This is a genomic window from Streptomyces sp. NPDC006332 (assembly GCF_040612855.1).
GTDB lineage: Bacteria > Actinomycetota > Actinomycetes > Streptomycetales > Streptomycetaceae > Streptomyces.
In genome coordinates this window covers 97,772-109,228 of sequence record NZ_JBEXRA010000021.1, presented here as the reverse complement: position 1 = coordinate 109,228, position 11,457 = coordinate 97,772, and the positions used below count along the sequence as shown (strand labels likewise).

At 72.0% G+C, this 11,457-nt stretch carries 9 protein-coding genes; 2 read left to right on the top strand and 7 right to left on the bottom strand.

Going from position 1 to position 11,457, the window contains the following annotated elements:
- Nucleotides 1-77: 77 nt before the first annotated feature.
- From ABZ027_RS20520 to manD, 7 genes are all read right to left on the bottom strand, one after another.
- The gene (locus ABZ027_RS20520; RefSeq protein WP_356770229.1) at nt 78-881 is read right to left on the bottom strand and encodes a DUF427 domain-containing protein; all 804 of its coding nucleotides are present in this window, start codon (nt 879-881) and stop codon (nt 78-80) included.
- A 61-nt stretch (nt 882-942) separates the two neighbouring features.
- On the bottom strand, nt 943-2,367 hold the full coding sequence (locus tag ABZ027_RS20515; RefSeq protein ID WP_356770227.1) for a VWA-like domain-containing protein: 1,425 nt from the start codon (nt 2,365-2,367) through the stop codon (nt 943-945).
- Between the two features lie 136 nt (nt 2,368-2,503).
- Nucleotides 2,504-3,511, bottom strand: coding sequence for a sugar kinase (locus tag ABZ027_RS20510; protein ID WP_356770225.1), 1,008 nt, complete (start codon nt 3,509-3,511; stop codon nt 2,504-2,506).
- 189 nt (nt 3,512-3,700) lie between these two features.
- Nucleotides 3,701-4,786 (bottom strand): L-idonate 5-dehydrogenase, encoded by a 1,086-nt coding sequence (locus ABZ027_RS20505; protein WP_356770223.1) that lies wholly within the window; start codon nt 4,784-4,786, stop codon nt 3,701-3,703.
- On the bottom strand, nt 4,783-6,177 hold the full coding sequence (locus tag ABZ027_RS20500) for an MFS transporter (RefSeq protein ID WP_356770221.1): 1,395 nt from the start codon (nt 6,175-6,177) through the stop codon (nt 4,783-4,785). The genes ABZ027_RS20505 and ABZ027_RS20500 overlap by 4 nt, the downstream gene beginning before the upstream one ends.
- 74 nt (nt 6,178-6,251) lie before the next feature.
- Entirely contained in the window at nt 6,252-7,694 is a 1,443-nt protein-coding gene (locus ABZ027_RS20495) for a mannitol dehydrogenase family protein (RefSeq protein ID WP_356770219.1), read from the bottom strand.
- Complete coding sequence (gene manD / locus ABZ027_RS20490) at nt 7,691-8,899, bottom strand: D-mannonate dehydratase ManD (RefSeq protein ID WP_356770217.1); 1,209 nt, start codon at nt 8,897-8,899, stop codon at nt 7,691-7,693. Before manD ends, ABZ027_RS20495 begins: the two co-directional genes overlap by 4 nt.
- A 107-nt stretch (nt 8,900-9,006) precedes the next feature.
- Here manD and ABZ027_RS20485 point away from each other — a divergent pair, with 107 nt between their 5' ends.
- Both ABZ027_RS20485 and ABZ027_RS20480 read left to right on the top strand, forming a co-directional pair.
- Nucleotides 9,007-9,720: a GntR family transcriptional regulator gene (locus tag ABZ027_RS20485; protein ID WP_356770215.1), complete on the top strand. Its 714-nt coding sequence runs from the start codon at nt 9,007-9,009 to the stop codon at nt 9,718-9,720.
- A gap of 190 nt (nt 9,721-9,910) precedes the next feature.
- On the top strand, nt 9,911-11,392 hold the full coding sequence (locus tag ABZ027_RS20480; RefSeq protein WP_356770308.1) for an MFS transporter: 1,482 nt from the start codon (nt 9,911-9,913) through the stop codon (nt 11,390-11,392).
- Nucleotides 11,393-11,457 lie beyond the last annotated feature (65 nt).

Below are 11,457 nucleotides of genomic sequence, written 5' to 3'. Positions count from 1 at the left end.
AACGATGTCGAGCCTACGGGGCACAGGGCCGGGTGATCGAACGTTTCCGCGCCATAAGGCGTTCCACGGCCCGGAGTTCAGACCTTGAGGCTTTCCGTGAACGGTGTCACGGGACGGCTCCGGCGCTCGCCGTCCACGGTGATGTCCACGGCCTCGTTGTAGAAGGCCAGGAGCCCCCGCACGGCGGCCACCGGCGGCAACGGGTCCGGGTAGCTCCAGACGATGTTCCGCGGGACATCCCCCGGCCCGGTCCAGGTCCAGTAACAGGCCACGCCCTTGTAGGGGCAGCCGGTGCTGTGGTCGGTGGGTTCGAACAGGTCGAGCCGGACGTCCGCCCGGGGCATGTAGTACCGCGTCGGCAGACCCGTCTCGTAGACCAGCACCGACCGGTGGGTGTCGGCGACGAGCAGACCGCCGACCTCCACCTGGACGTGACGGCCGCTGGGCAGGGCGTCCACGCGTTTGTGCGGGTCACGGGGGTGGATGAAGATCTCTTCCTCCTCCTCGTACCAGTGGTCGAGACCGCTGTCCCAGTGCCTGAACCACTCGAAGGCGATGTGACCGGCCAGGTCCTCGGCGGGGAACGTCCAGGCCGCGTTCTCCACCACCACTCCGCCGACCGTGAGGTCGTAGAAGATCCGCGACCCGGTGTGGCTGCCCGTCGGGGGCCGCTCGGCCGGGCGCAGCAGATCCTCGCGGACGTCCTCGCGCGGGAACGCGTACAGCGGTACGGGTACGCCGGGCTCCCAGACGAGGACCGGGTGCCTGCTGTCCACGACGGTCACATCGCCCTTGCGCCCGCGCACCCAGCGTTCACTGGGCTCCCACAGGAGCCCCTCCGGGGTGCTGCGGATGCTCTGCTCGGCGGGATGAATGGTCATGGTCCGGTCTCCTTCGCACCGTGGAGGTGCCGAGTCCTGTCCCTGCCCCTTCCATCATGACTCACCGGCCCGCGGGAGCCGATCCGATGTCGACCACGCGTGCCCAGTCGGGCGGCGTGTCCGGTTCGTAGTCGGGGTCGTCCTCGTCCCAGGACCGGTGATGCCGGGGGAACAGGCCCACCACCGTCCGGCACGGCGGCCGGGTGGCCGGCCAGGGAGTCTGGCCGTCGGTCAGGACCACGACGACATCGGGCGTCGGCCGCGCGCGGAGCGCCTTGGCGAAGCCGGTGCGCAGGTCCGTGCCGCCGCCGCCCAGCAGCGGAATTCCCTCGCCGCGGCACAGCGGGTGCACGATCCGGGCCGCCGCGTCGCACGGAACCACGGTGACCAGGTCCCGACGGCCGCCCACGGCACGCGCGATCGCGGCGACCTCCAGAAGCGCGCTGCCCAGTTCGACGTCACTGACCGACCCCGAGGTGTCGATGACCACCGACACCTGAGGCGGGCGGCGGCGCAGGCTCGGCAGCACGACGCCGGGCATCGAGGCCGAGCGGCGCGACGGCCGGCCGTACGTGTAGTCCTCGCCCGCCCCGGTGCCGGAGGCCGCCGCGCGGACCGCCGCTCCCAGCAGGTCCCGCCAGGGCTGCGGCGGGTGGAACGCCTCCTCCGCCCACCGCTGCCATCCCCGCGGGGCGTCACCCGGGCGGCCGGAGATGCCCTGCGCCACCCGGAACCGGACCGCGTCCTGTTCCTGCGCGCTGAGCCCGTGCGCGCCGTCGGGTCCCCGATCCACTCCCGGTCCAGCCCGTCGGCGCCGCTCCCGCAGTCCAGCCAGGCCAGGTCCTGCGTCCCCGGTCCGAGCCGGAACTGACGAAGGTAGTCCTCCATCAGCTGTCCCGGGCGCAGCCGCAAGGTCTCCGGGCAGCTGGTCGGCCCCGGACCGGAGCCGCAGTTCGTCACTTCGGCTCGCGTCCCACAGGTGGCGGTGCAGGTCGAGTCGGAACCGGCGGTTGGGACGGGGATGCGGATGGCGGCAGGCACCGCCCTCGGTGCGGGAGCCGTCCCACAGGGTGAGGCTGATGCGCTGACCGGCGTCCGCCCAGGCCGGAGGGGTCCGGGCCACGAGGTGCACCGAGCCGGAGCCGGTCCGCCCCACGGCGTCGTAACGAGCCAGGGAGAGCGTCAGGCCGGGGCGCAGCATCCCGTCGGGGGCGATCCTCGGCATGTGCCAGCGCAGCAGGTCAGGGGCCAGTCTGCGGAGGTCAGCCCGGACCCGGCCCGCGAGGTCATGGCCGTGGGCGCGCGCCACGGAACGCAGACTGACATCGACATCGACATCGACACCGGCGGCGGCACACGCCCCCGCCCAGTCGCCGGCGCGGCGGCGCGCGGTCGCGGTCGCGATCATGGAGGGCGGCACGGCGAACTCGCGCACGCGCAGCCACAGGGAAAGGCGGGGATTCCCGTTCGCGATCTGAGTGAGCATCAGCACTCACCTTGCGCGGACGGGACCCCCGATCTGTCAACAGATTGAGTCGTCATCGCGGCGGAGCCTACCGCTCGCGATCAGCTCTGTCAGTCGCCTTTTTTACGCGGCGCCGTGTGGGCAACCCACGGTGGCCTCAGGGACGAGGCGGGGTGGCGGCCCAGGTGTCGTCGTCCACGGCGAGCAGTCGTGCGGTCCCCGCGCGCGGGGGCATGACGGGAACGTCGTCCCTGGTCCGCAGGGCGGCGGCGGCAGCGAGGTGGCCGAGGCGCAGCCGGGAGCGTTCGTCGCGGGACTCCAGCACTCCGGCCAGGTAACCGGCCGCGAACGCGTCGCCCGCGCCGACCGGTTCGACCACCTCGGTGGGCAGGGCGGGCACGAACGTGCGGACACCGCCCGCGTACGAGGTGGCGCCGTGCTCGGCGTCCTTGACCACCACGACGGGCGCGGAGCCGAGCAGGTCCGCGATGTCGTCCGGGCGGGCGGTGCCCCACAGCGCCTCGGCCTCGTCCCGTCCGACGAACACGATGTCGGCGGCGCGGGCGAGCGTCAGCAGGGTCCGTGCGGCGCCCGCGGTGCTGTCGCGCCAGAGCGCCGGGCGGTGGTTGACGTCGAAGGAGACGGACGGTCCACGGGTGGCGTCGTCGCGGCCGAGGAGCAGTGCCTCCAGCAGTTGTGCGCAGGTGTCGGAGAGGGCCGCGGCGACGCCCGACAGGTGCACGATCCGGGCCTGCCGGAGGGCGGGATGCCGGGCCAGGTCGGGTCCCATCCCGCTGGCGGCCGATCCGCGTCGGTAGTAGTGGGTACGGGTGTGGTCCGGGCCGGGGTCCTTGAAGTAGACCCCGGTGGGGCTTCCCGGATCGGTCTCGACACCGCTCACGTCCACGCCGCGCGCCGTGAGTTCGGCGAGGATGCGGCGGGCGAACGGGTCGTCACCGAGACGGCTCATCCAGGCGGCGCGGTGTCCGAGCCCGGCCAGCCCGCACGCGACGTTGGACTCCGCGCCCCCGATGCCGAGGCTGAGCGCGGGCTGCTCGGCGAGCGGTCGGGCGTCCGGCGGACTGAGCACGGCCATCGTCTCGCCCACGCACACGACGTCGGGCGTCTGCTCCTGGTGGTCGACGGTGAGGTGAGGGGGTGGCACGGGTGTGTGTCTCCTGGCGGACGGTAGGTGAGTGTGTACGGGGGGGCGTAGCGCGGACTTGTGCAAAACGTGCCTGGTACGGGGGCTGGGCGGACACGTGACCGGCCTCAGGGGGCGACGGTCCCCACGGGCCGGTCACGTGTCCGCCCCCACGAACCGGCGCCCGCCCGCCAAGCGGCCCGCCGGGCGTCACGTGTCGGTCAGGCGCAGCATGACCTTGCTGCTTCCGCTGCCCGGGTCGGCTGCGACGGTGAGTGCCTCCTCGGCCCGTTCCAGCGGGAAGCGGTGGGTGATCAGCGGGGTCACGTCCAGGCCGTCCCGCAGGGCGCGCAGCGCGTCGTCGATCTCCTCGACGAAACGGTACGAGCCGATCCAGGTGATCTCCCGGGTCACCAGGTCACCGAGGACGGCCGGCGCGGCCGTACCGGGCAGGTTGCCGACCTGGACGAGGGTGCCGCCCCGGGCGGTGGCCCGGAGCACCGGCCCGAGCGCGGCCGGGGCGCCGGACGCCTCGAAGACCACGTCCACGTCCTGGGGCAGCGCGGCGCCGCCGGACAGGTCGCGGGTCTCGTCGGCGCCCATGGCGCGGGCGACGGCGAGCGAGGAGGACGACAGGTCGGCGGCGACGACCCCGCCCGCGCCGCGGTGCCGGGCGGCGGCGACGACCAGGGAGCCGATCGGGCCGCAGCCGTTGACCAGCACGGTACGTCCCCGGAGGTCGGGGACCCGGCCCACGGCGTGCAGGGCGACCGCCAACGGCTCGGCGAGGGCGCCCTGTTCGGTGCCGACACCGTCCGGCAGGGGCCGGATCTGCGGTGCCGCGACCGTCCGGTACTCGCTGAACCCGCCGTCGGTGTGCGGTTCGAAGGCCGCCGAGCCGAAGTAGCGGACGCGCGGGTAGAGGTTGGTCCGTCCGGCGATGCGGTCGGGAAGCACACCGTCACCGACGAGCTGAGCCGGGTGGACGGTCACCGGCTGCCCTTCGTGGAGGCCGGTGACCCCGGCGCCGAGCGCGGCGACCCGGCCGGCGACCTCGTGCCCGAGCACCAGCGGGTGGGCGAGCGCCGCGGTTCCGGACGCGCCCTTCTTCCAGTACGCGATGTCGGACCCGCAGATCCCGCCCCACTCCATGGCCAGCAGCACCTCGCCCGCGCCCGGTACCGGCCGGGCCCGTTCGTCGACGCGCACATCGCCGGGACCGTGCACCACCACCGCCCTCATCCGGTGGTCTCCCAACGCCGCTCGCACCGGGGCTCCTTCGGTGATCGTGTTCATACGGCTTCCTCCAGGCGGACCAGGTCACGTCCGCGGGTCTCGGGCGCGAGGTACGCGCTGACGCAGGTGATGAGCGAGTAGACGATGAGCATCGCCGCGATGGGCCACCAACTGCCGGTGACCGCCGTGAGGGTGGCCGCGAGGACCGGTCCGATCGCGGTGGCGAGGATGCCGCCGATCTCCTTGGCGAGCGCGAGCTGGGTGAACCGGGTCCGGGAGCCGAAGAGTTCGGCCATCGTGACGCTCTCCAGCGAGAACAGGCCGAGGACTCCGACGTTCAGACCGAGCACCATGCCGAGCATCACGCCCGGCGTCGAGCCGGAGGCGATGAGGAGCATCACCGGGAAGGCAAGGACCATGGTCAGCAGCGAGAGCACGAGGTAGACCGCGCGGCGTCCGAACCGGTCGCCCAGCAGGCCGATCACCGGCACGGTGGCGAAGCCCACCAGCGAGCCGTACACGATCGCGTCCGTCGGGACGGACCGGCCGACCGTCAGGTTGGTGGCGATGTAGCCGACCAGGAACGTCTGCACCAGCCCGGAGTTGCCCGCCTGGCCGAAGCGCAGTCCCAGAGCGAGGAAGAACGCCTTGCCCTTCCGCTGGCGGATACCGGCCGCCAGGACGCTGCCCTCCTGCTCATCGGCCGTGGCGATGGCGGACTCGACCTCGTCGCGGGCCAGCGCCACCCCGTCCACCACGTCCGGGCGTTCCTCGAAGACCGGGCTCTCCTTGAGGCTGCGGCGCAGCCAGACCGCGAAGATCATCAGGGCGAAGCTCAGCAGGAAGGGCAACCGCCAGCCCCAGGAGAGCAGTTGCCCCTCGCTGAGCACCGCGAGCAGCACGGCCCACAGGCCGGAGGCGGCGAGCGTCCCGGAGTTGGTGCCGAGCGACACCAGCGAGGAGATCAGGCCGCGCCGCCTCACGGGCGCGTACTCGGCCAGCATCACCGTCGCCCCGGCGATCTCGGCACCCGCGCCGAACCCCTGCACCAGACGCAGCGCCACGAGCAGGATCGGCGCGAGGATGCCGATCGAGGCGTACGTCGGCAGGGCCCCGATGAGGGTGGTGGAGGCGCCCATCAGCAGGATGGTGAGAAACAGGACCTTCTTGCGGCCGATCCGGTCGCCCATCCGCCCGAAGTAGACGGCCCCCGCGAGCCGGGCGACGTACCCGACGCCGTAGGTGGCCATCGCGGCGATCAGCCCGATGGCCGGGCTGACGTCCGGGAAGAAGATCTTGTTGAAGACGATCGCGGCGGCCAGCGAGTAGAGCTGGAAGTCCATGAACTCCATGGCCGTGCCGAGCCAGCCGGAGACGGCGGCCCGGGTCAGATCTCTGGTGGTGCGCTGGGCAGGAGGCGTCTGCTGAGCGGCCATGACGCTGTCCTTCATCGTGAACTCCGTTGTTCGGGGACGGTGACGACGCTGTGTGAAGGGGGAGTGGGAAGGGGGAAGGGGACGGGCACTCAGATCTCGACACGTCCGGCCCGCAGGGCGGGGAGCCGGTCGGCGACGGCGCCGGTGAGGGCGTCGTCGTCCGCCAGGTCCGCGGCGCCGAGCACGCGTAGCAGCGCGCGTACCGTGTCCGCGGGTCGGGCCGCCGGGCCCCAGCAGGCGGCGAGCTTCGTGGCGGCGGGATCGGCGGGCGCGTCGGCCCGGCTGGTGGCGTGGGCCCAGGCGGCGAGGGCGAGTTCGAGGACGGGGGTGCTCAGGCCGCGGCCGCGCAGGTCACGCAGGGCGGGCAGCCAGCGCTCCGTGATCTTCACCGACCCGTCGGAGCCGATCTGCCGCAACAGGTGCCGCATCGCGGGATTGCGGAACCGTACGACGAGATCGTCGGCGTACCCGACCGGGTCCGGGCCGCCTGCGGGGAGGGTGGGGGAGACCTCAGCGCACAGCGCCCGGACGAGCCGCTCGCCCCAGTGGGCCGCCATGGTGTCGGCGATGGTGGCGAGACCCGCGGCCGTGCCGAGGTAGGCCAGGGCGGAGTGGGAGCCGTTCAGCAGCCGCAGCTTGGTGAGCTGGTAGGGGGCGACGTCCGGGACGAACAGGGCTCCGTCGAGCTCCCAGGGCGGCCGGGGCGCGGTGAAGGTGTCCTCCAGCACCCACTGCCGGTACGGCTCACCGGTCACGGGGAGGGCGTCGCGCACCCCGAGCGCGGCGACGGCCGCCGTCCGGTCGGCGTCGCTCGTCGCGGGCACGATCCGGTCCACCACCGTCGCGGGGAAGGCGACGGCCCCGGACATCCGGTCCAGGATCTCCGTGCGGTCCGGCCAGGGGGAGGCACGGACGAAGTCGTGGACCACGCGGGCCAGCGCGACGCCGTTGTCCGCCATGTTGTCGCAGGACACGAGGGCGATCGGGGGCGCGCCCGCGCGCATCCGCGCCGCCAGTCCGGCGGCGAGCCGCCCGACCACCGTGCCGAGGGGCCCGTCGGGGTTCGCCGCGAGGTCGGCGGCGACCGGCGCGGACGCCGTGTCGAGGCCGCCGGTCGACGCGGAGCGGTGGTAGCCCTTCTCGGTCACGGTGAGCGTCACCACCGTCACCTCCGGGTCGGCGAGCAGGGCGTCGACGGCCTTGGCGTCGGGCCCCATGGCCAGCGCGCCGACGATCGCGCCCGCGACCCGCGTGCGATGTCCGTCCGGACGGCGCTCGGTGACCGAGTACAGACAGTCCTGGTCCCGCAATGCTTGTACCGTCTCCGCCGAGCGGGGCGCGACCGCGGTGATGCCCCAGGGCTCGCCGGAGCGGGCGGCGGCGTGCTCGGTGTACACCGCCTGGTGGGCCCGGTGGAAGGCGCCGATCCCGAAGTGGACGACACGGGGGCGCAGTCCGGCCGGGTCGACGGCTGGCCGCAGCTCCGCGGCGAGCCCGGGGAGCGCCGCACGGTTCAGGGCGTCGGCGCTCACCAGTCGTGCACCGACCCGTCGAGGCGGCGCGCGACGGGGAGATAGCGCCGCTGGTACGGGAAACGCTCGGCCGCCTTCTCGTCGTACTCGACCCCGAGGCCCGGTTCCTCGGACGGGTGCAGCATGCCGTCGGCGAAGGTGACGCCGGTACGGAAGACCTCCGCGGTCTCCTCGGGGTGGCCCATGTACTCCTGGATGCCGAAGTTCGGCACGGCGATGTCGAGGTGCACGGCGGCGGCCATGCTGACCGGGGAGAGGTCGGTCGCCCCGTGGGAGCCGGTGCGCACCTGGTACAGCGCGGCGAGGTCGAAGATCCGCCGCAGGTGGGTGATGCCGCCGGCGTGCACCACGGTGGTGCGTACGTAGTCGATGAGCTGTTCGGTGATCAGGTGCTGGACGTCCCAGATCGAGTTCATCACCTCGCCGACCGCGATCGGCGTCGTCGTGTGCTGCCGGATGAGCCGGAACGCCTCCTGGTTCTCGGCCGGGGTCGGGTCCTCCATCCAGAACAGCCGGCAGCTCTCCACGCTCTTGCCGAACCGTGCCGCCTCGATCGGGGTCAGCCGGTGGTGCACGTCGTGCAACAGGTGGAAGCCGAAGCCGAAGCGTTCCCGCACGGCCTCCAGATAAGTCGGCGCGAAGCCCAGGTAGGCCTCGGTGTCCCACGGCTGCTCGTCGGGCAGCTCGGTCGCGGCGGGTTCGTACACGGTGCCCTTGCGCACCCCGTACGTCCCCCCGACGTCGGGCACGGCGGCCTGGGCACGGACGGCCTTGTAACCCAGCTCCAGATAGCGCTCGACATCGTCGAGCAGCGAGGGCACGTCGGTGCCGCTGGCGTGCGAGTAGACGAGCACGCCGTCCCGGGAACGGCCGCCGAGGAGCTGGTGGACGGGCAGGCCGGCCGTCTTTCCCTTGATGTCCCACAGCGCCGTGTCGACCGCGGCGATCGCCGTCATGGTGACCGGCCCACGCCGCCAGTAGGCGCCCTTGTACAGGTACTGCCACATGTCCTCGATGCGGGCCGGGTCCCTGCCGATCAGCAGGGGGGCCACGTGATCGCGCAAGTAGCTCGCCACGGCCAGCTCACGGCCGTTCAGGGTGGCGTCGCCGAGTCCGGTCACACCGTCCGTGGTGGTGACGCGGAGCGTGACGAAGGTACGGCCGGGGGAGGCGACGAAGACCTCGACACGTTCGATGGTGCTCACAGCGGCTCCTTGCCCATAGCGACTCCTCGGTCGGGAAGTACTTGTATACAAGCATCTGTCGTGCAGTACGGCAATACTTGTGTCGCCGCTCTACGTACGATGGGCCCATGGCTCACACCAACGGGCGGACGACGAGTCGGCGCGAGATCTACCTGAAGTTGCGTCAGATGGTCCTGACCCTCGAACTCGCCCCGGGCGCCGCCCTGTCGGAGAACGAACTCGCCGCGTCGCTGGGCGTCAGCCGCACACCGGTGCGGGAGAGCCTGATCCTGCTGGCCCAGGAAGGCCTGGTGCAGGTCTTCCCGAAGATCGGGTCGTTCGTGTCCCGGGTGGACGCGGCGCAGGTCGCCGACGCGCAGTTCCTGCGGGAGGCGGTGGAACTCGCCTCCCTCGACGACCTGCCCGGCGCACTCGACCCCGCGCTCGTCGACGAACTGCGGGACAACCTGAAGCGCCAGCGGCAGGCCGACCTCGACCTGGAGGAGTTCTTCGCCCTGGACGAGGCCTTCCATCACGGCCTGATGCGGCTGAGCGGCCACGGTAACGTCTGGACCACCGTCGCCGCCGCCAAGGGCCATCTGGACCGGGCCAGGCGCCTGGGTCTGCACGAGAACGTGTCCCCGGCCGTGTTCGCCAGGCAGCACCACGAGATCCTCGACGCCGTCGTCGGGGGGAACGTCCCGCTCGCCCGCACCGCCATGCGCACCCATCTGAGGGCCGTCTTCAACGACATCGAACGCATCCGCGCCCACTCACCGGAACTGTTCGCAGCCGACGCCTCGACGGTGCCGGTGCGGCGCAACGTCGTGGTCTGGGAGTGACCCTCCCGGACCCTGCCGTCGAGTGGTGACGGTCAGGGCACCGGCGTACGGTCGAACGGTGGATGCCACCGTTCCCCCATGCGCCACGGGGGCGTGAGCCCTCGAGAGACGGCACACCATGAGCAGCAGACCACAGCCGACCTCCGCGCCGCAGGCCGCCACCGGGGAACCGGGCGGCGGCAAGAACGCGATGGCCCTGCTGGTCATCGCCTCGTGTCAGCTGATGGTGGTCCTGGACATCACCATCGTGAACATCGCGCTGCCGGACATCCAGCGCTCCCTGGACTTCTCCACCACCAGCCTGGCCTGGGTCGTCAACGCGTACACCCTCACCTTCGGCGGACTGCTGCTGCTCGGTGGCCGCACCGGCGACATCCTGGGCAGACGGCGTGTGTTCATCTTCGGCGTGCTGCTGTTCGCGCTCGCCTCCCTGCTCGGCGGGTTCGCCCAGAACGAGGCTCAACTCCTTGCCGCACGCGCCGTCCAGGGCGTCGGCGGCGCCATCGCGTCCCCGACCGCCCTCTCCCTGGTCAGTACGACCTTCCGCGAGGGCCCCGAACGCAACCGCGCCTTCGGTGTGTTCGCCGGTGTCTCGGCGGCCGGCGGCGCGATCGGGCTGCTCGCGGGCGGGATGCTCGTGGAGTGGCTGAACTGGCGGTGGGTCCTTTTCGTCAACGTCCCGATCGGCCTGCTCATCGCCCTCGCCACGCCCCGCTACATCAGGGAGTCCGAACGCCACCCGGGTCACTTCGACATCGCCGGCGCGCTGACCTCCACCGTCGGGATGGTCCTGCTGGTGTACGGGTTCATCAGGGCCGCCCAGGAGGGCTGGCGGGACGCGCTCACCCTGGCCTCGTTCGCCGGGGCCGTGGTCGTCCTCGCGGTGTTCATCCTGATCGAGCGCAGGTCCCAGCAGCCGATCACGCCGATGCACATGTTCGCCGACCGCAACCGTGCCGGCACCTACGGCATCATGCTCTGCCTCGCCGCCGCGATCTTCGGCATGTTCTTCTTCCTCACCCTCTTCGTGCAGGACGTGCTGAACTTCAGCCCGCTGGCCACCGGGATCGCCTTCCTGCCGGTCAGCGCGGTCATCGCGGTCGGCGCGGCGCTGGCCTCCCGGTTCCTGCCGACGTTCGGCCCCAAACCCTTCCTGGTGGGGGGCGCGATTCTCGCCGCGGGGGGCCTGGCCTGGCTGACCCTGACCGATGTCCACTCCACCTACGCGGGCAGCATCCTCGGCCCCTTCCTCGTCTTCGCCCTGGGCATGGGCATGGAGTTCGTCTCGCTCACCCTGATGGCCCTGTCCAATGTCTCGTCCCCGGAGACCGGCGCGGCCTCCGGGCTCCTCAACGCCACCCAGCAGGTCGGAGGCTCGCTCGGGCTGTCCATCCTGGTCACGGTGTTCGGCACGGCCAGCACCAACGAGGCCGAAAAACAGGTGCCGAGCTTCCTGTCCCAGGCGACCCCCGCCGAGCGCCTGCGCTTCCGGGAGACCCATCAGCTTCCGAGTCCCTGGTCCGACGAGGTCCTCACCTCCGGGGTCTCGTCCGCCTTCGTCGTGGCCGCGATCTTCGCCGGGATCGCCGCGCTGATCGCCCTCCTGGTCATCCAGGTGCGCCAGTCCGACCTGGAACGCCTCAAGGGCGGCACCTCGCCCGGACCGGTATGAGTACGGCCGAGGCCCGCTGAGTCCTTCCACGCATCCGAAACGTGATCCTGGTCGCATGGCACAGC

What these genes read in the sequence shown, in the direction of transcription:
- ABZ027_RS20520 (WP_356770229.1), bottom strand. Translation starts at nt 881, where the DNA reads ATGACCATTCATCCCGCCGAGCAGAGCATCCGCAGCACCCCGGAGGGG.
- ABZ027_RS20515 (WP_356770227.1), bottom strand. Translation starts at nt 2,367, where the DNA reads ATGCTCACTCAGATCGCGAACGGGAATCCCCGCCTTTCCCTGTGGCTG.
- ABZ027_RS20505 (WP_356770223.1), bottom strand. Translation starts at nt 4,786, where the DNA reads ATGAACACGATCACCGAAGGAGCCCCGGTGCGAGCGGCGTTGGGAGAC.
- ABZ027_RS20500 (WP_356770221.1), bottom strand. Translation starts at nt 6,177, where the DNA reads ATGAAGGACAGCGTCATGGCCGCTCAGCAGACGCCTCCTGCCCAGCGC.
- ABZ027_RS20485 (WP_356770215.1), top strand. Translation starts at nt 9,007, where the DNA reads ATGGCTCACACCAACGGGCGGACGACGAGTCGGCGCGAGATCTACCTG.
- ABZ027_RS20480 (WP_356770308.1), top strand. Translation starts at nt 9,911, where the DNA reads ATGGCCCTGCTGGTCATCGCCTCGTGTCAGCTGATGGTGGTCCTGGAC.